General features: G+C 27.1%; 22 protein-coding genes and 1 pseudogene. 15 read left to right on the top strand and 8 right to left on the bottom strand.

The genetic code is table 11. The features are described from left to right. The first annotated feature begins 5 nt into the window (after window positions 1-5). Entirely contained in the window at window positions 6-578 is a 573-nt protein-coding gene (folE, locus tag ACH5BH_RS07850) for a GTP cyclohydrolase I FolE (protein WP_404305406.1), read from the top strand. Window positions 579-601: 23 nt separating this feature from the next. On the opposite strand, the gene mgtE is transcribed toward folE, so the two are convergent. Continuing rightward, the gene (gene mgtE, locus ACH5BH_RS07845) at window positions 602-1,954 is read right to left on the bottom strand and encodes a magnesium transporter (protein WP_423297982.1); all 1,353 of its coding nucleotides are present in this window, start codon (window positions 1,952-1,954) and stop codon (window positions 602-604) included. A 16-nt stretch (window positions 1,955-1,970) separates the two neighbouring features. Beyond that, a complete protein-coding gene (locus ACH5BH_RS07840) occupies window positions 1,971-3,152 on the bottom strand; it encodes a peptidoglycan DD-metalloendopeptidase family protein (protein ID WP_404305402.1) in 1,182 nt (393 codons plus the stop codon). Window positions 3,153-3,232: 80 nt separating this feature from the next. On the opposite strand from ACH5BH_RS07840, the gene ACH5BH_RS07835 reads away from it, so the two are divergent. From ACH5BH_RS07835 to purH, 3 genes are all read left to right on the top strand, one after another. Further along, window positions 3,233-4,198, top strand: a complete 966-nt coding sequence (locus ACH5BH_RS07835) for a L,D-transpeptidase Cds6 family protein (RefSeq protein ID WP_423297981.1) — start codon at window positions 3,233-3,235, stop codon at window positions 4,196-4,198. Between the two features lie 65 nt (window positions 4,199-4,263). Further along, window positions 4,264-6,477, top strand: coding sequence for a phosphoribosylformylglycinamidine synthase subunit PurL (purL, locus tag ACH5BH_RS07830; protein ID WP_404305399.1), 2,214 nt, complete (start codon window positions 4,264-4,266; stop codon window positions 6,475-6,477). Between the two features lie 84 nt (window positions 6,478-6,561). Continuing rightward, window positions 6,562-8,094, top strand: a complete 1,533-nt coding sequence (gene purH, locus ACH5BH_RS07825; RefSeq protein WP_404305397.1) for a bifunctional phosphoribosylaminoimidazolecarboxamide formyltransferase/IMP cyclohydrolase — start codon at window positions 6,562-6,564, stop codon at window positions 8,092-8,094. Between the two features lie 162 nt (window positions 8,095-8,256). Here purH and ACH5BH_RS07820 read toward each other — a convergent pair whose 3' ends face one another. Beyond that, window positions 8,257-10,194, bottom strand: a complete 1,938-nt coding sequence (locus ACH5BH_RS07820; protein WP_423297980.1) for an amidohydrolase — start codon at window positions 10,192-10,194, stop codon at window positions 8,257-8,259. Between the two features lie 211 nt (window positions 10,195-10,405). Between ACH5BH_RS07820 and ACH5BH_RS07815 the strand changes: the two are divergent. Continuing rightward, window positions 10,406-11,062: pseudogene (locus ACH5BH_RS07815) on the top strand (DUF2161 family putative PD-(D/E)XK-type phosphodiesterase). 11 nt (window positions 11,063-11,073) lie between these two features. On the opposite strand, the gene ACH5BH_RS07810 reads toward ACH5BH_RS07815, so the two are convergent. The 3 genes from ACH5BH_RS07810 to ACH5BH_RS07800 form a co-directional block, all read right to left on the bottom strand. Next, window positions 11,074-11,286, bottom strand: coding sequence for a hypothetical protein (locus ACH5BH_RS07810; protein WP_423297979.1), 213 nt, complete (start codon window positions 11,284-11,286; stop codon window positions 11,074-11,076). 100 nt (window positions 11,287-11,386) lie between these two features. Next, window positions 11,387-12,271, bottom strand: a complete 885-nt coding sequence (locus ACH5BH_RS07805; protein WP_423297978.1) for a LysR substrate-binding domain-containing protein — start codon at window positions 12,269-12,271, stop codon at window positions 11,387-11,389. 361 nt (window positions 12,272-12,632) lie between these two features. Further along, a complete protein-coding gene (locus ACH5BH_RS07800; protein ID WP_423297977.1) occupies window positions 12,633-12,911 on the bottom strand; it encodes a hypothetical protein in 279 nt (92 codons plus the stop codon). Between the two features lie 182 nt (window positions 12,912-13,093). Here ACH5BH_RS07800 and ACH5BH_RS07795 point away from each other — a divergent pair, with 182 nt between their 5' ends. The 7 genes from ACH5BH_RS07795 to msrA all read left to right on the top strand — a co-directional run bounded on the left by ACH5BH_RS07795 (window position 13,094) and on the right by msrA (window position 20,079). Further along, the gene (locus tag ACH5BH_RS07795; protein ID WP_423297976.1) at window positions 13,094-15,691 is read left to right on the top strand and encodes an ABC transporter substrate-binding protein; all 2,598 of its coding nucleotides are present in this window, start codon (window positions 13,094-13,096) and stop codon (window positions 15,689-15,691) included. A 43-nt stretch (window positions 15,692-15,734) separates the two neighbouring features. After that, window positions 15,735-17,000 (top strand): adenosylmethionine--8-amino-7-oxononanoate transaminase, encoded by a 1,266-nt coding sequence (bioA, locus tag ACH5BH_RS07790; protein WP_423297975.1) that lies wholly within the window; start codon window positions 15,735-15,737, stop codon window positions 16,998-17,000. A 1-nt stretch (window position 17,001) separates the two neighbouring features. Next, window positions 17,002-17,658: an NUDIX hydrolase gene (locus tag ACH5BH_RS07785; RefSeq protein WP_404305383.1), complete on the top strand. Its 657-nt coding sequence runs from the start codon at window positions 17,002-17,004 to the stop codon at window positions 17,656-17,658. 65 nt (window positions 17,659-17,723) lie between these two features. After that, on the top strand, window positions 17,724-18,608 hold the full coding sequence (locus tag ACH5BH_RS07780) for a tetratricopeptide repeat protein (protein WP_423297974.1): 885 nt from the start codon (window positions 17,724-17,726) through the stop codon (window positions 18,606-18,608). Window positions 18,609-18,611: 3 nt separating this feature from the next. After that, window positions 18,612-19,226 carry a fumarylacetoacetate hydrolase family protein gene (locus tag ACH5BH_RS07775; protein WP_423297973.1) on the top strand — a complete coding sequence of 205 codons (615 nt, stop codon included), beginning with the start codon at window positions 18,612-18,614 and terminating at the stop codon, window positions 19,224-19,226. Between the two features lie 9 nt (window positions 19,227-19,235). Next, on the top strand, window positions 19,236-19,604 hold the full coding sequence (locus ACH5BH_RS07770; protein ID WP_404305377.1) for a methionine-R-sulfoxide reductase: 369 nt from the start codon (window positions 19,236-19,238) through the stop codon (window positions 19,602-19,604). Continuing rightward, on the top strand, window positions 19,597-20,079 hold the full coding sequence (msrA, locus tag ACH5BH_RS07765) for a peptide-methionine (S)-S-oxide reductase MsrA (RefSeq protein ID WP_423297972.1): 483 nt from the start codon (window positions 19,597-19,599) through the stop codon (window positions 20,077-20,079). The genes ACH5BH_RS07770 and msrA overlap by 8 nt, the downstream gene beginning before the upstream one ends. Here msrA and ACH5BH_RS07760 read toward each other — a convergent pair. Next, window positions 20,076-20,414 (bottom strand): hypothetical protein, encoded by a 339-nt coding sequence (locus ACH5BH_RS07760; protein ID WP_404305373.1) that lies wholly within the window; start codon window positions 20,412-20,414, stop codon window positions 20,076-20,078. The two genes, msrA and ACH5BH_RS07760, sit on opposite strands and share 4 nt — an antisense overlap. A 322-nt stretch (window positions 20,415-20,736) precedes the next feature. Between ACH5BH_RS07760 and lepB the strand changes: the two genes are divergently transcribed. Continuing rightward, entirely contained in the window at window positions 20,737-21,891 is a 1,155-nt protein-coding gene (gene lepB / locus ACH5BH_RS07755) for a signal peptidase I (RefSeq protein ID WP_423297970.1), read from the top strand. 161 nt (window positions 21,892-22,052) lie between these two features. Continuing rightward, window positions 22,053-22,367: an MTH1187 family thiamine-binding protein gene (locus ACH5BH_RS07750; RefSeq protein ID WP_404305369.1), complete on the top strand. Its 315-nt coding sequence runs from the start codon at window positions 22,053-22,055 to the stop codon at window positions 22,365-22,367. A gap of 1 nt (window position 22,368) precedes the next feature. Here the strand turns inward: ACH5BH_RS07750 and rnhB are convergent, their stop codons facing one another. Continuing rightward, window positions 22,369-22,941 (bottom strand): ribonuclease HII, encoded by a 573-nt coding sequence (rnhB, locus tag ACH5BH_RS07745; RefSeq protein WP_423297969.1) that lies wholly within the window; start codon window positions 22,939-22,941, stop codon window positions 22,369-22,371. Between the two features lie 121 nt (window positions 22,942-23,062). On the opposite strand from rnhB, the gene ACH5BH_RS07740 reads away from it, so the two are divergent. Next, window positions 23,063-23,861: hypothetical protein (locus tag ACH5BH_RS07740; protein WP_423297968.1), on the top strand; the 799-nt coding region annotated here is incomplete at its 3' end.

Below are 23,861 nucleotides of genomic sequence, written 5' to 3'. Positions count from 1 at the left end.
TTATTATGGTTACAAAAGAAGAGTTTGAAGAATCTATAAAAAAAGTATTAGAGTATGTAGGTGAAGACCCTTCTAGAGAAGGTTTAGTTGATACACCAAGTAGAGTAAGAAAAGCCTATGAATTTATGTGTGGAGGATATAATCAAGATCCAAAAGAGATTATTCAAAAAGCTTTATTTTCATCAACAAATGATGAAATGGTTGTGGTAAAAGATATAGAGTTTTACTCTCAATGTGAACATCATATATTACCAATTATTGGAAAAGCTCATGTTGCTTATATTCCAAATGGAAAGGTAGTTGGATTATCTAAAATACCAAGAGTAGTAGATGTTTTTGCAAGAAGATTACAAATTCAAGAACAATTAACAGAACAAATCTGTGATGCTTTAAATGAACACTTAAAACCAAAAGGTGTTGCCGTAATTATTGATGCAAGACACATGTGTATGGAGATGAGAGGTGTTGAAAAAATTTGTTCAACAACTGTTACTTCTGCATTAAGAGGATTGTTTAAAACAAATAAGACAACTAAAGATGAGTTTTTATCAATAGTTAAAAACTCATTTCATAAATAAATTTACTATAAAAGGGGAACCTTTTATAGTAGTATTATTTTTGCTAGCATTAAAAAACTAAAAAATCCTACAATATCAGTAACAGTTGTAAGTAAAACTGTACTTCCAATAGCAGGATCTATATCAAATCTTTTTAATATAAGCGGTATAGCAGCACCAAAGAAACCAGCACTGAATAGATTTATCATCATAGACATAGCTATAACTAATCCAAGAAGTTTTGTATCAAACCAAAGCCAAGCAATAACACCCATAATTACAGCAAATAGTAAACCATTAAGTAGTGAAATAACTACTTCTTTCTTCACAGCATCTTTTGCATTATCAAGTTCAATATCACCTAAAGCTAACTGTCTTACCATTACCGCAAGAGTTTGAGTACCTGCATTCCCACCCATAGAAGCTACAATTGGCATTAAAATCGCAAGAGCAACATAAGCTTGAATTGTTTCATCAAAGATACCTATTACTAAAGAAGCTAATATAGCAGTTCCAAGATTTAAAAACAACCAAAATGCTCTTTTTTTTGCAGTCGTTGTTAATTTGTCTTCATGCTCAAATTCATCATTAACCCCTGCTAATTGATAGATTTGTTCAGTTGCATTTTCTTCAATTACATCTAAAATATCATCGGATGTAATCCTACCCATTAAAACACCTTGGTAGCTTGTAACTGCAACAACTGATAAGTCGTATTGTTCAAAGTTTTTGGCTACATTATCAATATGCTCATGATCATCAACTTTAAAGGGTTTAAATTTATTATCATCACTTTTCAATATTTCATCATAGGTTTTCTCAAAATCAAAAATGATTAAATCTTCAAGTAAAATTGAAGCTATTAATATTCTATTTTCATCTATTACAAAAACTTGATGAATATTTTCTAATTCATCAGATGCTTTTGCTTCTTTCAATCTTTTTACTGATTGTCCAATCGTTTCATCAAGATTTGCAGAGAAAAGCTCCGTTTGCATATATGCACCAGCTTCATCTTCTTCATATTTTTTAAGCCAGTCAATATCTTTTTGGTCTTCTTCTTCAAGTCCATCATAAATTTCTTTTGCTTTTTCTTGATCTATTTCCTCTAATTCTAAAATAAGGTCAGTTTGATCATCTGATTCTAGCTCTTCTACTGCATCCGTAAGCTTTTTAATTGATAGCTCTTCATAGGCTATTTCTCTTAAATTATCTGGAAGTTCAAGAATAACTTCCCCTAAAATATCATCAGGTACTTTTTTTAGTACAAAAAAGAAATCTTCAACACTTTCTTTTTCAATCTTTTTTAAAGAGTTAGCAATATCTGTGGGGTGTAAAGAGTCAAAGGTTTCTAGTAGTTTATGAGGATCTGTTATAATCACTTCTTCTTGAGGCATAATGACTCCTTTTTTTTTAAATTTTTAGTTCACTTTTATAATCTATTCTATCTAATCTTGTTGCTTTAATTGAATCTTTATTATCTATTTTTGCATTTATTTCTTCAATCATTAACTTTGCATTAGCAACAAATGTTCTTTTTGATTTTCCTTTTAAACCATTTGTATCTGGTTTTTTTATAACTTTTAAAGGATTAACCGCTCTTCCATTTTTATATAAACCTAAATGTAAGTGAGGGCCAGAACTAAGACCTGTACTTCCAACATATCCAATATGCTGACCTTTCTTTATATTTTGACCTCTTCTTATGCTTTTGTTAAATCTATTTTGGTGTGCATAAAGAGTTTTATATCCATTTCTATGGTTTATGATAATAGTTTTACCATAACCCCCACGTCTACCTACAAACTCAACTCTTCCATCACCTGCTGCATAAATTTTTCTACCTCTTGGTGCTGCAAAGTCCGTTCCTAAGTGAGCTCTATATCTTTTTAGAACCGGATGCCATCTCTTTCTAGTAAAATGGCTTGAAATTCTTTTATATGTAAGAGGAATTCTAAAGAAGTATGTTTTTGTAAAACCCACACCTTTTTCATTATAGTATTTATCATCTTTTTCATTTTTAAATCTATAATATTTATTGCCTGCAACTTCAACCATAGCTGATTTTATATCAGGTAAACCATGTGCTTTCCCTAATAATACTTTTTGTGAATATTTAACAGCTACAATATCACCTTTTTGCATACCTCTAAAATTTACATCATTAAATAAAGCTTTTATTTGAGCTGATACTGCTGCATTTCCTGTTGCTTTTTGTAGGTCGTAAGATACTGAATTTGTAATTGGAACAATTATAGTTTCTGTAAATTCATTATAGTTAATTGGTAAAGTCTGAAATTTGTATGTATTATCTTCATCTATATATATATGAAGTTGTATTTCTTCTGATACAGGTATTAATACTTGATTTAATGTTCCATCATCATTTTCATATAAATAATATCTATCATCAGCTCTTATTTCAGAACATAACTCTTTATCTTCTTTTTCAAGCTCAAAATATAATTTTTGAGGAATTGAATATTTTTCTAAAAATGTTAAAAAAGTTTCACCTTTTGGCCAAGGTAATTCCTTAACTTCAGCACCAAACAAAAAACTGATAAAAAATAATAAACTAACAATGATTTTTTTCACGGACATATTCACTTTTATTTAAAAATTAGGGGTATCATTATACAATTGCGCAACTTAAAAATTTATATTATGGAGTTATTTTGTTTAGATTATTATTTTTAATATTCTCTTTATTTATTACAAACCTTTTTTCAAAAGAATTAGTTGATTTATATAGATTAGAAGGCCTGAAAGCAGTTGAAACACAAATAGAAAAAGAACTTACTAAAAAAGATTATTGGGATTATGTACTTAAATCTTATGACACAAAATTTGGTTATATCGAAAGTAAAAAATACATTCTTTTTTCAAATAAAAAAGATAAGAAACTTTTTTTATTTAAAAATGAAAATAAAAAACTAGAAAAACTTTTTGAAAATGAAGTTATAACAGGAGAAGTAGAAGGTGATAAGTATCTTGAAGGGGATAAAAAAACACCTATTGGAGTGTATGACTTAACACAGAAAAAAACAAAACTTGATCAATTTTATGGGCCTTTCGCTCTTGTGACTTCATATCCAAATAATTTTGATAAAAGTATGAGTAAAAAAGGTCATGGTATTTGGATTCATGGAATGCCTCTTGATGGTAAAAGAGAAGAATTTACTAAGGGTTGTATAGCCTTAGATAATGAAAAGTTGATAGATTTAGGAAATAAGATAAATCTTAAAGACGCAGTTCTAATTACAAGTGAAAATACTTTTACAGAAGCTTCTAAAGATGAATTAGCAGTTGTTTTGGCTTCTTTAAATAAATGGAAATTGGCTTGGAAGTATTCAAATATTGACGAGTATTTAAATTTTTATTCTAATGAGTTTAAAAGATATGATGGAATGAAAATTGAGAAGTTTTCACAATATAAAAATAGAGTATTTTCAAAAGATGAAGAAAAAATTATAAGATTTTCAAATATTAATATTTATGTTTATCCAAATTCTTTAAATAAAAGATTATTTAGGGTTTATATGGATGAATTTTATAAAAGTGATACTTTAAAATTCATAGGAAATAAAGAACTGATTGTAGAGATTATTGATAATAAAATGAAAATTTTATTTGAAGACTAAAACATAGTTTAACTCTTTTTTGGATATAATCACGCTTACTTAATAACCATATTTTAAGGCGAAAAATGCAAAATAAAGAGATGAACCTAGAAGAGATGGCACTTGCTCACTCTTTGACACTTGAAGAATTAGAGAATATAAAAGAAATCTTAGGAAGAGATCCAAATCATGTTGAAATTGGTATCTTTTCTGCGATGTGGTCTGAACACTGTTCATACAAATCTAGTACAAAATACTTAAGAGGATTCCCAACTAAAGCTCCATGGGTTATCCAAGGTCCAGGTGAAAATGCTGGTGTTATTGACATCGGTGATGGATATGCTGCTGTATTTAAAATGGAATCACACAACCACCCATCATTTATTGAGCCATACCAAGGTGCTGCTACTGGTGTTGGTGGAATTATGAGAGACGTATTTACAATGGGTGCTAGACCTGTTGCATCTATGAACTTAATTCAATTTGCTGGAATTGAAGGTGATAGTGAAACTGCTAAAAAACACAGATACCTTTTAAGAGGTGTTGTTGCTGGTATTGGTGGATACGGTAACTGTATGGGAGTTCCAACTATTGGAGGTCAGACAAACTTTGAAGAGTGTTATGCAGGAAATAATCTTGTTAATGCATTTAACTTAGGTATTGCTAAAGCTGATGAAATTTTCTATGGTAAAGCAGAAGGTATTGGGAACCCAGTAATGTATGTAGGTTCAAAAACTGGTAGAGATGGACTTGGTGGAGCTGTTATGAGTTCTGCTTCATTTGATGAAGATTCTGAATCAAAAAGACCAACTGTACAAGTTGGTGATCCTTTTACTGAAAAACTATTATTAGAAGCTTGTTTAGAATTATTTAAAGAAGATTTAATTATTGGTATTCAAGATATGGGTGCTGCTGGACTTACTTCGTCTTCATTTGAAATGGCAGGAAGATCTGGTTCTGGTATGATTATGCATTTAGATAAAGTACCTGCAAGAGAAGAGGGAATGACTCCTTATGACTTTATGTTATCAGAATCTCAAGAAAGAATGCTAATTTGTGCAAAAGCTGGTTGTGAACAAGCAATTATAGATATTTTTGAAAAATGGGAATTAGATGTTGCTGTAATTGGTGAAGTTACTGCTACTGGAAATATGGAATTATTCTGGCATGGGGAAAAGTGTGCAGAAGTTCCTGTTCAGCCTGTATCAGAACAATCTCCTGTATTAGATAGACCAGTTGCTAAACCTGCATACTTAGATGGTATTGAAGATATAGCTTTAGATAAAGAATTATCAAACCAAGAAGTATTTGAAGAATTATTCTCAGATATGGAAGTAGTTGATAAATCATGGGTTTATAACCAATATGATTCTATGGTTCAAACTAACACTGTTAAAGGCCCAGGTCAAAATGATGGTTCTGTAATTAGAGTAAAAGAAAATGGAAAAGCCTTAGCAATGTCTGCTGATTGTAATACAAGACAATGTTATATTAATCCTGAATTAGGTGCAGCTGCAGCTGTAATGGAATCAGGAAGAAATGTAGCTATGACAGGTGCAACTCCAAAGGCTATTACTGATTGTCTAAACTTTGGTAATCCCCAAAACCCAGAGGTTATGTGGCAATTTGCTCAAGCTTGTGAAGGTATTAAAAAAGCTTGTGCAGAACTTAACACACCAGTAATTGGTGGAAATGTATCACTTTATAATGAAACTAATGGTGTTGGTGTTTTCCCAACTCCTGCAATTGCTATGGTTGGTGTAAATGATGATGCAAATAAAGTTCTTCCTTCTTGTGTTCAAGAAGAAGGGAATATGCTTTTCTTATTAGGTGAAACAAAAGCTGAATTTGGTGGATCTTTATATATGAAAAAAATGTATAATCAAGTAGCAGGTGCTCACCCAGAAGTTGACTTTAAAAAAGAGCTTTCTTTATGGAATACTGTAATTGAAGGAAATAAAAAAGGTTTAATTAAAGCTGCAAAAGATGTTAATGTTGGTGGTATTGCTATTGCTTTAGCTAAAATGGCAGTAGTTGGTAAAAAAGGTATTGAAGCAAATATTTCTTTAAATGACTCAAAAGAAATTTTTGCTGAATCTTTATCAAGAGCTATTGTTGAAGTTAAGCCTGAAAATGCAGCTGCATTTGAAGCTATAGCAAATGCACAAGGTATTGAGTGTAGTGCAATAGGTACAGTTGGTTCAGATAAAATATCTATTAATGATATCTATAAAGATTTAGAAGCCATGTCTGACGTATATTTCAATAAGTTCAAGCAAGTAATCGAGCAAGACTTATAATCAAACAAGCCAAAGCCAGACTCTAAATAGAGTTTGGCTTTTTTTATTTTATTAATATTTACAATTTAACAAGGAAGAATTTAAATGAGAGCATTAATATCAGTAAGTGATAAAAGTGGTGTTGAAAACTTTGCAAAAGAGTTAGTATCTTTAGGTTATGAGATTATTTCAACAGGTGGTACTTATAATAAATTAAAAGAAGCTGGAATTGCAGTAATTGAAGCAAATGAAGTTACTAAATTTCCTGAGTGTTTTGAAGGTAGAGTAAAAACTCTTAACCCATATATTCACGGTGGTATATTACATAGAAGAGATAAACAATCACACTTAGACCAAGCAAAAGAATTAGGTGTTGAAGGTATTGATTTAGTATGTGTAAACCTTTACCCATTCAAAGCTACAATTGAAAAAACTGATGATTTCGAAGAAATTATTGAAAACATTGATATTGGTGGACCTGCGATGGTTAGATCTGCTGCTAAAAACCATGATTCTGTTATTATTGTAACAGACGTAGCTGATTATGACCTAGTTCTTAACAACTTAAAAAACGATTCAAATACTCAAGAGTTCAGAAGAGATATGATGATTAAAGCTTATGAGCATACTGCTGCTTATGACTCTATGATTGCTAATTATATGAACAAAAGATTCAACAACGGTATGGGTAATAAACAATTTATCACGGGTGTTAAAGTATTTGATACTAGATATGGTGAGAACCCTCATCAAAAAGGTGCATTATACGAATTTGATAAGCACTTATCTAATAAATTTATCACATTAAAAGGTGAAGCATCTTTCAATAATATGGGTGATATCTCAGGCGCTGCAAAAATTGCATCTGCTTTTGGTGATGAAAATGCTGTATGTATTGTAAAACATGGTAATCCTTGTGGATTTGCTATTAAAGATACTTTATTAGAATCTTACGAGAGTGCATTAAGATGTGACCCAATCTCTGCATTTGGTGGAGTAGTTGCTGTTAATGGTATCGTTGACTTAGACTTAGCTGTTAAAATGAATGAAATCTTCTTAGAAGTTGTATTTGCAGCTGATTTCACAGCAGAAGCTGAGCAAGAATTAAACAAGAAGAAAAGAATCAAGTTATTCAAACAAGGTACAACTAAGTTAGAAATGGCAAACGATGACTTTAACTTCAAAATTGTTGATGGTGGATTTGTATATCAAGATGCTGATAAAGTTGAAGATGATGAAGTTGCAAACTCTGAATTAAAATCAACTAGAGAAGCAACTGTACAAGAGAAAAAAGATATGGAAATTGCTTATAAAGTAGCTTCATTAACTAAATCAAACTGTGTAGTATATGTAAAAGATTCTGCAATGGTTGCTGTTGGTATGGGTATGACTTCAAGAGTTGACGCTGCTAAAGCTGCACTTAGAAAAGCAGAAGATTTAGGTATTGATGTAACTGGTGCTGCTTTAGCATCAGAAGCATTCTTCCCATTTAGAGACTCAATTGACGCTGCCCAAGAAGCAGGTGTTAAGTGTGTAATCGAACCAGGTGGTTCTATCAGAGATGATGAAATTATAGAAGCTGCTAATGAATTTGGTATGGCTTTATATTTCTCAAACAAAAGACATTTCCTACACTAAAAAAATGAAAGATTGATTCTATAAAGAATCTTTCTTCATAATGCTATGTTGTCAAGGAAAATAAATGTACTCACTTATTAGATATAAGCTCCTACATTTATTTTTCTTTAATTTATTTTGATTTTTTAAAGTGTCTATTTATTTTTAAGATACTAATTAAAGTTAAATTTTATAAGGTTTTATTTTTTTCCCTCCTATCCAAGTCTCTTTAACACATATATCTCGAATTTTTGTTGGATCTGATATTGTTAATGGATCGTTTTCAAGAATCAAGTAATCAGCTTTTTTCTTATCTTTTAAGTCTCCAATAAAATCATAACATTGACATTGTTTTGCAGCATTTATAGTAATAGCTCTAAGCCCTTCTTCTCTTGATATTTTTTCTTCTTTATTCAAGACTTCTTTAGGATTAATTTCTTGACCATTTGTATGTTCCATGATTCTTGTTACAGCTTGTTCCATAAGTCTCAAAGGTCCTAATGGGCTTACTCCATAGTCGCTATGTAATGTTATAACTGCATCTTTATTTATCATAGATTTACAACGATCAAGTTGAGTAGTAGCTTTTTCTCTAAAAATTATTTCTTTGAAAGAGTATCCCCAATATCCTACATGACCGATTAAGAAACTTGGAGAAATACTTAGCTTTTGCATTCTGTTAATTCTATTATCATCTAATAAAGAACAATGCTCAATTCTATGCCAAACTTTTTTAAGTTTACTTTTATCTTTTCCTTCCAAAACTTTTTCATAAACATCAAGTGTTTGATCAATAGCTTTATCTCCATTTGCATGAATCATAATAGGCCATCCTTTGCTATCAATAGTTGTAGCAATATCTGTATAATTGTAGATAGAATTATCAATATTTGAAAAGTTAAATACGCCATAGTTTAAAGGGGTTGTTTGATTACATAGATAAGGTGCATTTTGATATCCAGTAAGACCTTGATTAGAACCATCAGATATAAGTTTTGCAATGACAGGGAACATATTTTGATCTATATCTTTAACTTGTTTATAAGGGCCTAAGTTCTTTGCTTCACATAAAGTAGTACAAACTGGAGCATAAGCAAGCCTTATTTTTTTTTCATTATGTTCAAAGAACTTATTAAAGTATTTTAGAAAACTTGAAGTCATACTTGCATCTAGAAATGTAGTAATACCTGCTTTTAATGCTTTATTAATAGTATCCTTTATTGTATTTCCAAAATTTTTTATAAGCATAATACTTTGTTTAGTTGGCATTGATGTTAATGCTGACATAATTTGTTCACTCTCTTGTAGTGCACCTTGAGCAGACATTGCAGAAATATAAGATTCTTCATTCTTGTAATGGCTTTTAGGATTATTAGCATAATGGCTAGCATATATTTTTTTTAGTGCTAAAGTATTTACGTAGGCTGTATGTAAAGAGGCTGACATTAGTAAGATTGGTCTTTTAGTTTCTATTTTATCTAATAGTTCTATATTTATGTCAATTAGATTATTCCCTTTAAAAGGCATTAGTGCTGGATCTAGCCCTTGTCCAAGTACCCAAAAATCATCTTTAATTTTTTTATCATTTTCTAAGTTTTTTATGAAAGAATTAAGATTATTCTTAATATATTCAAGATTATAATCTTTTATAATTCTTTGATTTTTATATGGACCTAAATTACACCATAACTTTCCACTAGTAATTACTGTAGCAGCTACATGTGCATGTGCTTCTATAAAACCAGGTAATAAAGTTTCGTTACATTTTAATTTTATTTTTTTTATTTTTTTATTAGTATTTCTATTACATTCAAGGTGATATTTTAATTTTCTTTTAACTTTTTTATATTTTCCTGATGATATAACAATACCATTATAAAAAGCAATAGCTTCAACTTTATCTGTATTCCCATTTATCATAGGTCTAATTGTTCCTCCATAATAAATCCTTGCACTAGATTCATTATTTTGATTTTTTATCTTGGTCTTTTTATTTTTAAGACCTTTTTTTATAATCTTTAGAGAATCAATATTCTTACTTTTAAGGTTATCATGAAGTATATTAAATACTGGATTATTACATCCACAATGAATGCAATCTTCTATATGTGAGTGACTCATTTTTTTCCTTTATGTTAGTTTTTTAGTAAATTGACATTTACCTTATTTAGTTTATAAAAAACTTTTGTTAAACTTTGGCAAAGTGAAAAAATCTAAATAATATGTTGATTAATTTTCTTTTTATAATGTTTTTATGACAATGTTTATAAATACAACTAATTAAGTAATTTTTATATACCATACTTGAAAATTAAATATAAAAGAACTTATAATGAAAGAATCTGATTTATACTTACCTCTAAAAAAATATTTAGAATCACAAAACTATGAAGTGAAAGGTGAAGTTTGTGATTGTGATGTTGTGGCAGTACGTGAAGATGAAGCTCCTATAATAGTTGAGCTTAAACTATCTCTTAATCTTGATGTATTGCTTCAAGGTGTGGATAGAATTTCTTTATCATCGCTTATATATATTGGTATTCCCCATGATTCAAAAGCTTTTAAAAAGAAAAGAAAATTAGCTTTAAAACTTTTAAAGATGTTAGGTTTTGGGCTTATTTTAATAGACCATATTAAAAATAAAGTTGAAGTAGTACTAGATCCTATTGAGTATAAACCAAGGAAAATAAAGCAAAAAAAAGAAAAACTCTTAGGTGAGTTTCAAAGTAGAGTAGGTGATCCCAATCTTGGTGGTATGGCTAGTAGAAGAGGTGTTATTACTTCATATAGACAAAAAGCTTTGAAAATCGCTTTATATTTAGAAAGACATGGGGATTGTAAAGCTTCTCAAATAGCAAAAGACTTAGATGAATAAAAAGCTAGATAAATTATGTATAACAACTACTATTCTTGGTTTGAAAGAGTTGGAAAGGGTATTTATTCTTTAAATGCTAAAGGAAAAGAAGAAATTAAGTTTTGGCTTGAATAGAAGCCTAGTTCTTAGATATTCAATAAAGTTTGAATATTTAGAACTAAACCTTTGCTTCTAAATCTTGGAAGCAAATTTGCTAAAGACTTTTCTCCGTATGTTGATACATGTTCTAGTATAAGTTCTCTTTTTGTATCTGAGTTTAAAATAAGCTCTTCTACTTTTGTTGCATTGTTAGAGTTTACAGCTTGTAATAATTGTGTTGAAACTGGAATAAATGTCATAAGTATCCTTTTTTATTTTCTTGGTGGAATAATGACAATTTATCACTTAATTTATAGGTATTTTACTGTAACCAAAATGTAACCGTAATTGATTTGTAATTTATGGATAGTTTTTTCGAAAACACTCTTTAATATAATCACTAAATTCTAAAAAAAGTTTACTTTTATATTTGTCTCTATGATGAATCATATATAATTCTCTTTTAAAATCTATATTTTTGATATCTACTTTAAAAAGTTTTCCTTCTTCAATTTCCTTTTGAACAGCAAGTTTTGATATACAAGTAATACTATTTTTATCATGGAGTAAGATACTTTTAATTTCATCGAAATTTGAAATTTCCATTGTGATCTTAAGCTTATTAGTATCTGGTATTTTATTCAAAAATATTTCTCTTGTTGCGGAACCTTTTTCTCTTAGTATCCAGTTTTTTTCATATAGTTCATCTATAAAATAACTATTGTTACTTAAGTGTTTATTTGCACTTACAACAATAAGTACATCATCAGCTAATTTTTCTTTTATTATGTGTGGATCAATAAAGTCATTTTCAATAAAACCTAAATCAATAGTTGAATCTACTATAGATTGTACAATTTGTTTTGTATTGTTTGAACTTTTTGTAACTTGCACATCATGTGTAGAAATAAAGTCATAAAGATATATAGATAAGTCAATACAATTAAAAGTTTTGCTTGATGCAAGTTTTACTTTTCCTCTTAGCTTTTCTTTATCAAAAATTTCTGTACTATTTAAAAGCTCTAAATATGGAGAGTACGAATTGTCTTTAAATAGTCTTCCTCTTTCATTTAATATAAGTTTTTTACCTACTCTATCAAAAAGTTTTTCATCAAGTTTTTTTTCTAAAGAGTTAAGACTTGATGATATAGCAGCTTGTGTCATATTTATTTGTTTAGCAAGATTAGAAATATGTGAGTCTTCACATAATTTGAAAAATATATCTAGTTCTTTTAGTGTAATCAAAACAAATCCTATAAATTTTTTTTATTATTATATCAAAAATAATTAATTTTACAAATGATAAATAATCCTTTATAATTCAATCAAAATTAAAGAGTACAAAATATAAAATTTAAAAAAAATAGAATTTTATAAAGGAATGATTCTTATCATATTCTTTAGTATAGTAAGTTTTATTTTGATTGTTGCTATACTTTTAGGTTTAATTTTATCAAATAGTTTTAGTAAATATACTTTAATAAAACAGCAAAGTAGTTTAGATTTTTCTACAAAATATTTACTTTGTTAACTAGTTCAATTTAGTAGGTGTATTAAATAGTATAGAAAATAAGCTTATATTAAATTCATAGGAAAACCTATGAATTTAACAAAGAATACCTTCTTTTATGATTTTTGCTGTATTTTCAACTGCATATTGATGACCATTTATTGCATCTTCATAGCTATTATATCTTTTATTATATACAGGTTCATGGTAGATTACTTTATTGTCTTCTTTTTTAAATATCATTGTTTCATAAACGAAAACATTGTTATGTTGATTTAGCCAAGAGTGTCTAACATGCATTTTAATTGTTGAAATAAAATATCTTTTATCCTCAACTGTTGAGATGTGTTTTAATTCTAAGTCTTGATGTTCCATTGAAAATACTCCTAATTTTTTGCTAAATTATATTAGAATCGTATGATAAAAAAATGATAACTTTATTGTACTTTAGGTGTTTTTATAAGTATTTAAAATTAGTAATTTTTTATCTTTTTTTTTGTTAGAAAGTGAGATTTATTTGTTATAATATTTGCTTCATAAAAAGAAAGTGAGTTTATATGTTTAAGAAATTACTCTATATTATTTTAATTTTTATCTTTTTCCCAAGTCTACTTTTATCAAAAGATTTAAAGAAAATTACAATTCAATTATCATGGTTTGATCAATTCCAATTTGCTGGCTACTATATAGCTAAAGAAAAAGGTTTTTACAAAGAAGCAGGATTAGATGTAAATATTAAGCCTTTTGAGTTTGGTATTAATATTCCCAATGATGTGGCAAAACAAAAGTTTGATTTTGCAGTAGGAAGAGAAACGTTAATTCTTGATAAATCAAAAGGAGCTGATATTGTAGCTTTATATGCACTTTTCCAAGCTACCCCTTTGATTTTAGTTAGTACAAAAAATTCAAAAGTTAATTCTATTGAAGACTTTAAAAATAGAACTATTATGACAACAATTGATGATTCAAGTGAAGTATCTTTAAAAGCTATGATACGTTCACATAATGTTAGATTAGAAGATTTAAATTTTGTAAAACATACACATAATATTAACGATTTAATAAATAAAAAAACAGATGTTATCTCAGCATATATTTCTAAGTCTCCATTTGAATTACAACAAAAAGGTATAGACTATAATATTTTTGATCCTAAAAAATTTGGTTTTGACATGTATAGTGATTTGCTTTTTACTAGTAAAAATATGATTGAAAATGACATAAATACAGTTCTTGCTTTTAAAAATGCCTCACTTAAAGGTTGGGAGTATGCTTATGAAAATATTGAAGAGAGTGTGGATTTAATAATTAAGAAATATAATTCCCAAAATCTTTCAAAGGAAGAATTAGTTTATGAAGGAAAAGAACTTAAAAAACTTTCTTATTTTAACACCAAAAAACTAGGAGAAATTAAAAAAGAAAAGCTTCAAAGAATATATGACTTATATAATATTATGGGGCTTACTAAAAATATAATAGATTTTGATGATTTTATTTATTTTGAAGATAATAAATTAGTTTTTACAAGTAATGAAAAAAAATATTTAGAAAAAAGAAAAGTTATTAAAGCTTGTATTATTCCAAATGCTATGCCTTATAGTGATATAAAAGAAAATAGACTTCAAGGTATTACATCGGATTTTATGAAAATGTTAGAAAAAAAATTAAACATAAATGTTTCTTATGTAAAAACTAATAATACAGAACATTCTATAGAACTTATAAAAAAAGGTGTATGTGATATTATTCCTACTTCTCAGTTGACTCAAGAGGGAAAAGATATTATGAATTTTACAAAATCATATCTTGATATACCTTCTGTACTTATGACTAAAGATGATAAACCTTTCATAGAAAATTTATCTAATATTAAAGATGTAAAAATAGGTGTAAATAGAGATTTTTCTTCTTTTGAAGCTTTAAAGTTAAAGTACCCAGATATTGATTTTATTGAGTTGAATAATATAGTTGATGGTTTAGAAATGGTAAACAAAGGTGAGTTTTATGGCTATATTTCTTCTATGGGACAAGCTTGGTATATATTACAAAATGATTTTTTATCGCATATTAAAATATCAGGTAAAATTGATGAAAGAGTAGAACTTAGAATAGGTGTCAAAAAAGATGAGAGTAAATTATTTGATATATTAAATAAGTTTATAAATACTTTGGATAGTGAAACTATAGAATTATTAAGTAATAAGTGGGTTTATGTGGAACATAAAAAAGAGTTTGATTATACTTTATTGTATCAGATTCTTTTTGCTATTACAGTTGTAATTTTATTTTTATTGTATAGACAAAATTTATTAAATAAGGTTAATAAAGATTTAAATAAAAAAGTTGAAGAAAAAACACAAGAGTTAAAAAGAATAAATGAAACACTAGAAGAAAAGATAAAAGATGAAGTTGAGAAGAATCTAAAAAAAGATAGATTATTAGTTCGACAGTCTAAAATGGCTGCAATGGGTCAGATGATTGAAAATATAGCTCATCAATGGAGACAGCCTTTATCTGTAATAACTACTAGTGCTAGTGGTTTAAAGATTAAAAAAGAAGTTGGAGATTTAGATGATAAGTTCTTTTTTGAAACCTTAGATAGGATTGTTAATTCATCAAACTATTTATCTCATACTATTGATGATTTTAGATATTTCTTTAAGCCTCAAGATAAAAAAGTAAAATTTGATATTTCAAATACTCTAGAAAAAACAATAAATTTATTAAACTCAAAGTTTGAACAAGAAAATATTAAAATAGTTAAAGATTTTCAAACTATAGAAGTCTATGGACATGAGACAGAGTTTATTCAAGTATTTATAAATATTTTAAACAATGCAAAAGATGCGTTATCTTTAAATGATAAAGATAATAAATTTATTTTTATAGAAACAAAAAGAAAGAAAGGTAAAATAGTTATAAAAATAAAAGATAATGCAGGAGGAATAAAATCAAAAATTTTAGATAAAGTTTTTGAACCTTATTTTACTACAAAACATACTTCAAAAGGTACAGGAATAGGGCTTTATATGTGTGATCAAATAATATCTAAATATATGAATGGACAAATAGAAGTTACAAATAAAAAATTTGAATATAAAGAGCAAAAATATAAAGGTGCTGAATTTACTGTTACATTATTTGATGATAATTGATATTAAGCTATAATCTAATATATATTAAAAATAGGAATTTTTATTGAATTGGTTAGATATAGATAAAGAGCATGTTTGGCATCCTTATAATTCGTTGCCTACTAGAACAAAAATACTACCAGTAAAAAGAACTGATAAAACATCTATTTTTCTCTCAACAGGTGAAGAGTTAATAGATGCTATGAGTTCATGGTGGAGTGCAATACATGGATATAATCATCCTAAATTAAATGAAGCTTTAAAAAAACAAGTTGAACTTATGCCACATATTATGTTTGGTGGGCTAGCTCATGAAAATGCAGCTATATTATCTAAAATGCTAGTAGATTTAACAGGTTTAAATAGTGTTTTTTTATGTGATAGTGGTTCTGTTTCTGTTGAAGTATCTTTGAAAACAGCTATTCAATATCAAGAAGCAAAAGGCTTTAAAAAATATAAATTTTTAGCATCTGAACATGCTTATCATGGAGATACTTTAGCTGCTATGAGTGTATGTGATCCAAATAATTCTATGCATAGTATTTATGGCTCTTACCTTCCTAAGCATATTTTTACAAAAGCTCCAAATATTGGTTTTGATGAAAATTGTGATGATGCAATTTATGAGTTAGAAAAAAACTTTGAGAAGTATCATAAGGAATTAGCAGGTTTTATAATAGAGCCAATTGTTCAAGGTGCAGGTGGTATGAGAATATATAATCCAAAATTCTTGAAAAAAGCAAGAGAACTTTGTACTAAGTATGATGTTCTTTTAATAGCAGATGAAATAGCAACAGGTTTTGGGCATACTGGAAAAATGTTTGCATGTCAGTGGGCAGATATAAAACCTGATATTATGACTGTAGGTAAAGGTTTAACAGGTGGTTATATGACAATGGCTGCTATGATTACTTCAAAAAATGTCTCAAAAACAATAAGTGATTCTAAATTAGGTATTCTTATGCATGGACCTACTTTTATGGGTAATCCTCTTGCTTGTAGTGTAGCTATTGAAAGTATAAAATTACTACAGCAAACAAATTGGGAAGAAAAAGTTTTAAAAATAGAAACTATTTTTGCAGAAGAACTAGATGAAGCAAGGGATATACCTTTGGTAAAAAGTATTAGAAATATTGGAGCTATTGGGGTTATTGAATTGAAAGATGATAGTTATGCTCAATATATACAAGATTATTGTGTTTCAAAAGGTGTTTGGATTAGACCTTTTGGAAAACTTATTTATTCAATTGTAGCTTATACTATAAAAGAAGAAGATTTAAGAAAAATAATTAGAACTATGATTGAAGCTATAAAATCTATAAAGAGTTAATATGAAAAAAAGTGATTTAAAACAGTTAGTTACAAATATGCCAAAAACTCCAGGTGTATTAGGTCGAGATAGGTTTTTTAATTCAGCTGTTCTAATACCTCTTATAAAAATAAAAGGTGAATATCATTTATTATTTCAAAAAAGAGCAGCTCATATTAGACAAGGTGGAGATATATGTTTTCCAGGTGGAAGATTTGAAGAAGGAATTGATGAAAATTTTGAACAAACAGCATTAAGAGAAACTTATGAAGAGCTTGGAATTGAAGCAAAAGATATTAAAATTATAGGACAACTAGATTCTTATGTTGCTCCTATAGGTGCAGTAATTGAGCCTTTTGTTGCTACGATTAAAAAAAGAGCTTTAAAAACAATGAAAATTGATAAAAATGAAGTTGAAAAAACTATTTTAATTCCTTTAAAATTTTTTAAAGAAACACAAGCTTTAGAATATACTTTGTCTCATGAAATACAACCTTTTAGATTTAATGAAGAAGGCAAAAAAGAGGTGTTGTTTCCAGTAGAAGAGTTAGGACTTCCTGATACATATAAGAAGCCTTGGGGAAATAAAAGACATAAAATTTGGGTTTATAAATATGAAGATGAGGTAATTTGGGGAATTACTTCTGTTATTATAAATGATTTATTAGAGAAGTATTAATATAACTCTTCATTTAAATAATAGTATTTTTAGATAAAATACTTTTGTTTAGAATAGGAGTATAAATGAAAAACTTTTTTTTAGTTTTAGTTTCTTTTTTTATTATTGGATGTACAAGTAAAGATGTAAAAGAAAATATAAAAGAAGAACCCAAAACAGCAAAAAAAGCTGAAAAAAAAATAATAAAGAAACCTAAAGCCATTCTTTGTAAAGACTTAGAACAAGGTAATTTAAAATTTAATTGTTTTATGAAAAAAGCTTTAGCTGGTGATATCGATGCTTTAAGAACTATTGCTTCTTTTTATGAAGAAGGCTTAAATACTAAAAAAGATAAAGAAAAATCTGTCTTATGGCTTGAAAAAGCAGCTTTAAAGAATGATATTGCTTCAATTAAGAAATTAAGTAAAATCTATATAACAGAAAAAAAATATTCAAAAGCAATTCCTTACTTGGAAAAACTTGCCCTTTTAAATGATAGTTATTCTTTAAAACAATTAGGTTTGATTTATCATAATGGCTTAAGTGTAAAGAAAGATTTTGATAAATCTTTCTTTTATTTTTCAAAATTTTTAGAAATAGAAGATGATAAATTTATTCAAAGAGAAGTAGCTTATTTTTATAAAAGAGGTATTTCAACAAAGCAAGATTTAAAAAAAGCCTTTGATCTTTATACTAAAAGTGCTCAAGCTGGTGATATTTTTAGTATGTCTGAAATAGGGTATTTTTATGCTAAAGGTTTAGGCATAAAAAAAGATTATAAAAAAGCATTTACTTGGTTTGAAAAAGCTTCAAGTTTAGGTAGTGATTATTCAAAATCATGGTTGGCTTATTTTTATGAAAATGGTTTAGGTGTTCAAAAAGATATTGAAAAAGCTATATTTTTATATAAAGAATCTAAAAACAAATACTCTATGTATAAACTAAAAAAACTAGATAATAAAGGTAAATAACAAATGAATAGTATTACTTTACAAGAACAAAAAATAACTCCTTCAAAGGTGGTTTGTATTGGTAGGAATTATAGTGAGCATATAGAAGAATTAAACAATGCAGTGCCTGATGAAATGGTTTTTTTTATAAAACCAAACTCTTCTATTTCAACTAATCTAGTATTTCCAAAAGGAAATGCCTCTTGTCATTATGAAGCTGAAATTTCATTTTTAATTGAAGAAGATAAAATATCTGCTGTTGCATTTGGATTGGATTTAACATTAAGAGAAGTACAATCTAAGCTAAAAGCTAAAGGTTTACCTTGGGAGAGAGCTAAAGCTTTTGATAATTCTGCTGTTTTTTCTGACTTTGTAAGTTTTGATGGTGATATATCAAAACTTGAAGTAGAACTTTTTATTAATGATAAGTTAGCTCAAAAAGGTGATGTATCTTTAATGATTAATAAGCCTTATGACATAATAAATGAGTTTAAATCTTTTGCATCTTTTGAAGATGGTGATATTCTTATGAGTGGTACACCAAAAGGTGTAGGGGAGTTTAAAAAAGGTGATGTATTTGAAGGAAAAATTCTTTATGATAATGAAGTTTTGCTTACTAAAAAATTTATAGTTTCTTAAGGAGAAGATATGGCATTTAATAAACTTACAGATGAAGAAATAAGAGTAATAGAGAATAAAGGTACAGAACTTCCATTTAGTGGGAAATATAATGATTTTTATAAAAAGGGAGTTTTTACTTGTAAAAAATGTAATACTCCACTATATAAGTCAGAAGATAAATTTAGTTCAGGTTGTGGCTGGCCTAGTTTTGATGATGAAATTAAAGGAGCTGTAAAAAGAGTTGCTGATGCAGATGGACGAAGAGTTGAAATAGTTTGTGCAGCTTGTGGTGGTCACTTAGGTCATGTTTTTGAAGGTGAGGGATTTACTTCTAAGAATACAAGACATTGTGTAAACTCAATATCTTTAAATTTTAAGGAAGAAAACAATGATTAAAGAAGCTTATTTTGCCTCAGGTTGTTTTTGGGGAACAGAATATTATTTTGAAAACTTTAAAGGTGTAAAAACAGCAGTTTCAGGTTATATGGGTGGACATATTCCAAAGCCTGATTATAGAAGTGTTTGTACAGGTCAAACAGGACATTTAGAAGTTGTAAAAGTAGAGTATGATTCAACTGAAGTTAGTTTTGAACAACTTGCCATTCAGTTTTTTGAAACACATGATTTTACCCAAACAAATGGACAAGGTCCAGATATTGGAAGTCAATATTTATCTGCTATTTTTTATAATGATGATGAGGAAAAAGAAATTTCTGAAAAATTGATTGAAAAATTGACATCAATGGGTTATAAAGTTGCTACAAGTTTATATAAAGTTGTTCCATTTTATGAAGCAGAAGATTATCATCAAGATTATTATGCAAGACACCAAAAGGTGCCTTACTGTCATTCTTATAAGAAAATTTTTTAGTGAGTTCCTAAAATATAGTAAATAGGTTTTGCATCTAATTGTTGAAGTTTTACATTGTACTTGTTAGCCCAGTGTGAAACTTCTTCATGAAATTCTTCTAAAATTTCTTGTGCATCATTTTCATCACATTTGATTTTTAAATAGTCAGTTTTATTTGACAGTCCTACGTAAGCATTCATTTTCTTTAAATGATCATTTAAAGAAAAAATGTGTTTAGAAAACTTATCAAAGTTGTCTGTAACAGATATCATTTTTTCAGCTTGCTTCATTGAAGCATCACTTTTTGAATATCCAAGTTGTGATAAAATCACTTCTGCAGATACATCTATTTGCATATTATTTCTCCTTTTATTAATATTGTATAATAACAAAAAAGTTTTAAAATATAAGTAAAAAAGTATATAAAATATATACTTTAAAAAAAGAACATAATAAATATAAGTGGTTCTATGAATTTAATATTAGTCTAATAACTTATTATGATATAATTTTCAACTTTTTTAAAAATTATTATTTTATTAGTAATTTTATAACATAATAGAGGAAACACAATGACGAAATGTTTTATTTTAGTAGGATTATTTTTATTAGTTGGAGTAAATAGTTTTATAGATGAATATAAGAAAATAGTAAATTCAAAATTAAGTGGAAAATAATATGTTTGTATCAATATTAATTATTTATACCATTGTTTTTTTGATTTGGCTTTATGCTTTTTTTTCTGTTCTTGTAAATAATTTTAAAGAACCAAATAATAAAATAGTATGGGTTTTACTATTAATATTCATACCCGTAACTGCAATTTTATATCCTTTTATAGGAAGAAAACAAATAAAAAGAGAAAATATCAATACTGAAAATAGTTTAGAAATTGAATCTTCTACTATAGATGATGGTAATGAAGAATTAAATGTAAAAAAAGAAAAAAAGAAAAGTAAAATAGTTGGAATTATACTTACTTTTATTGCTCCTGGTTTAGGTTATATATATGTTGGTCATATAAAAAAAGGTTATTTATATATGTTTCTAATGCCTTTATTCCTATATTTTTTATATAATTCAATATTTGAATATACTAATATTTTTACTGTCTTATTAATATATTCTTCTGCTCTTTTATTATATTTTATTCCAATATTTAATCTAATTAGTATTATAAATAAGAATGAAATCAAATATAGTAAGTTTAGTAAATGGTATTTTCTCATAATAACTTGTATATTTTATTTCTCATATATTACAATTTTAGGAAAAAGTGTAACAGTTAAATTATTTACACAGCCTTCTTCTTCAATGTCCCCTACAATTCTTGAAAATGATCAGTTTTTGGTTAAAAAAACACAATTTATACCTACAAGAGGTGAAGTAGTAGTATTTAAATATCCAAAAAATGAAAAGATATTGTACATAAAAAGAGTGGTTGCTACTAGTGGAGATATTATTGCTATACAAGATAAAAATTTACTTTTGCATCCTAAAGAAGGGAATGAATACATTTTAAATAATTACTCTAATAAGGATATTATGAAGGTTGGAAATAAATTTTGGGTAATTAATCCCTATAAAATTAAACTTTCATCGATAAGTAATGATAATCTTGTTGTAAATAATGTATTAAGTCCTTCACAATTATTTAATATGTATCCTATAATAGTTCCAGAAAATGAATATTTCATGATGGGAGATAATAGGGATCATTCAAATGATTCAAGGTTTTGGGGAACTGTTTCGCAAAATCAAATTGTTGGCTATGTAAAATCTATATTTATAAATTTTAATGATATAAGTAGAATAGGTAAAAAAATTAATTAATAAACTATAAATCTAATTTTGATTTATAGTTTATCTTGTTTTATTTTTTTAGAAAATACTTTATTATAATTTTGCTACAATCCTTGTATCAAATTCATGTGTCAATGATTTAATATAATATTGAAACAAATATAAAAGAATATCTATAATAAGGAGCTTAGATGAGTGTTTTAGTGCAAATGGCAATGTTTCCAACAGATAAAAGTGAAAGTAAGGCTAAAGAAGTTTCAAAAGTAATTGAAGTTATTAAAAATAGTGGATATTCTTATCAATTAACTTCAATGTGTACAATTATAGAAACAAATAAAATGAGTGAGGCTTTAGATTTGATAGGTAGATGTTACAAGGTATTAGAAGATTTAGGGTGTAATAGAGTTTACTCAACTATAACTTTTGATATAAGAAAAAATCATGAAGATAGAATGACTCAAAAGATTAAATCAGTTGAAAGTTATATAGGCGAAGTTTCAAAATAGTCTAAAATAGACTCTTTTGAACTCCTAGTTTCTCTTCACCTAAGGCTTTTAGTCTAAATGTAAACCTGTGTTCATCACTTCTTCCAAACTCTTTTATTTTTTCAACATGGGCTTTAGTTCCATATCCTTTATGTTTTTCAAAGTCATAATTTTCATAATTAGAGGCTATTTTGCACATATATCTATCTCTTGATACTTTAGCAAGAATTGAAGCAGCACTTACTTCTTTTATTGTTGCATCTGCTTTGATTTTATGTTCAAGTTTATTTATACCAAATGATGTATTTCCATCCATTAAAAATGAACTGGCATTTGATGATAGTTTTTGCATTATTTCTGTAATTGATTCTTGCAGGCATTTACTTATTCCTTTTTCATCAATTTCTTTTGCACTTTTAAAAACGATATGATTATAAGAGTTATCAATAATTTTATCAAAAAGTAATTCTCTTTTTTTTTCGCTTAAAACTTTAGAGTCATTTAATTGTTCAAGTTCTTTTTTTAATACAACACCTGCTACAACTAGAGGTCCAGCAATAGGTCCTCTTCCAGCTTCATCAATTCCACATAACATATAATTATCACTTTTTATTTTGAATATATCTAAAAAGAAATTATATTTAAATAAATAATTAAGACTTATATTAAGTAAAAATATTATAATATATATTTATGGAAGTTTAAAGGTTGTTTTGATGAAAGCAAAAAGTTTAAAACAAAATATCATAACAATGGTCGTCTTAATAACTTTATTTTTTTCTATAATAACATTATTAATTACTATTATTTCTTTTTTTAATTTAAACAATCAATCTTTACAACATTCTCAAAAAGAGATATTAATACATGTAAAAAATCAAATAAATGATTTTATGAATAAAATAGAAAAACTATCAGTGTATTTAGAAAATGAAAATGAGAATTTACATATAATTTTAGAACCTATTTTAAATACAAATAAAGAGATATCAACAATACTTTTATTTAATGAAAATAACAAAGTTGAAAAAATATATTCAAAAACAGATATTTATTTGAATTTTTTGAATGAACTTTCAAATGATAAAATAAATATCAAAAAGGCTTGGTCAGATTTAATATATTTTGATTTTCAAAAAAATACCTCAATAGCATACTCTTTTAAGGTGAAAAAAAAGAAAATTATATTTTTAATATCTTTAGAAAAAATTATAAATTTAACTAAAGCTTTTAAAAATTCTGATGGTTCATCAATGATTAGACTGTTTGATTCAAATAAAAAATTTATTATAAATCATGATCTAACAAAAAAACAAGATAGTATAAATAATTCTTTATCTCGTAATTATTTTACAGATTTAATTGATGTTGTTGATGAATATAAACTTACTAAATTTAAAAACAATTATCTTAATACTATAGATTATGGTATGTATACTACTATTGATAAAACTAATTGGAAACTATTACTTAGACAAAATACAGATATCCTAAAATGTTATATTTTAAAAGTAG

The organism is Arcobacter rhizosphaerae (assembly GCF_049472155.1).
Taxonomy (GTDB): Bacteria; Campylobacterota; Campylobacteria; order Campylobacterales; family Arcobacteraceae; genus Arcobacter_B.
Note: the sequence above shows the minus strand (reverse complement) of the source record. Positions and strands in the feature narration are given on the sequence as shown.

Bases quoted from the DNA above. Each gene is read 5' to 3' on its own strand.
- folE (WP_404305406.1), top strand. From the start codon at position 6: ATGGTTACAAAAGAAGAGTTTGAAGAATCTATAAAAAAAGTATTAGAG.
- mgtE (WP_423297982.1), bottom strand. From the start codon at position 1,954: ATGCCTCAAGAAGAAGTGATTATAACAGATCCTCATAAACTACTAGAA.
- purL (WP_404305399.1), top strand. From the start codon at position 4,264: ATGCAAAATAAAGAGATGAACCTAGAAGAGATGGCACTTGCTCACTCT.
- purH (WP_404305397.1), top strand. From the start codon at position 6,562: ATGAGAGCATTAATATCAGTAAGTGATAAAAGTGGTGTTGAAAACTTT.
- ACH5BH_RS07820 (WP_423297980.1), bottom strand. From the start codon at position 10,194: ATGAGTCACTCACATATAGAAGATTGCATTCATTGTGGATGTAATAAT.
- ACH5BH_RS07810 (WP_423297979.1), bottom strand. From the start codon at position 11,286: ATGACATTTATTCCAGTTTCAACACAATTATTACAAGCTGTAAACTCT.
- ACH5BH_RS07800 (WP_423297977.1), bottom strand. From the start codon at position 12,911: ATGGAACATCAAGACTTAGAATTAAAACACATCTCAACAGTTGAGGAT.
- ACH5BH_RS07795 (WP_423297976.1), top strand. From the start codon at position 13,094: ATGTTTAAGAAATTACTCTATATTATTTTAATTTTTATCTTTTTCCCA.
- ACH5BH_RS07785 (WP_404305383.1), top strand. From the start codon at position 17,002: ATGAAAAAAAGTGATTTAAAACAGTTAGTTACAAATATGCCAAAAACT.
- ACH5BH_RS07780 (WP_423297974.1), top strand. From the start codon at position 17,724: ATGAAAAACTTTTTTTTAGTTTTAGTTTCTTTTTTTATTATTGGATGT.
- ACH5BH_RS07775 (WP_423297973.1), top strand. From the start codon at position 18,612: ATGAATAGTATTACTTTACAAGAACAAAAAATAACTCCTTCAAAGGTG.
- ACH5BH_RS07770 (WP_404305377.1), top strand. From the start codon at position 19,236: ATGGCATTTAATAAACTTACAGATGAAGAAATAAGAGTAATAGAGAAT.
- msrA (WP_423297972.1), top strand. From the start codon at position 19,597: ATGATTAAAGAAGCTTATTTTGCCTCAGGTTGTTTTTGGGGAACAGAA.
- ACH5BH_RS07760 (WP_404305373.1), bottom strand. From the start codon at position 20,414: ATGCAAATAGATGTATCTGCAGAAGTGATTTTATCACAACTTGGATAT.
- lepB (WP_423297970.1), top strand. From the start codon at position 20,737: ATGTTTGTATCAATATTAATTATTTATACCATTGTTTTTTTGATTTGG.
- ACH5BH_RS07750 (WP_404305369.1), top strand. From the start codon at position 22,053: ATGAGTGTTTTAGTGCAAATGGCAATGTTTCCAACAGATAAAAGTGAA.
- rnhB (WP_423297969.1), bottom strand. From the start codon at position 22,941: ATGTTATGTGGAATTGATGAAGCTGGAAGAGGACCTATTGCTGGACCT.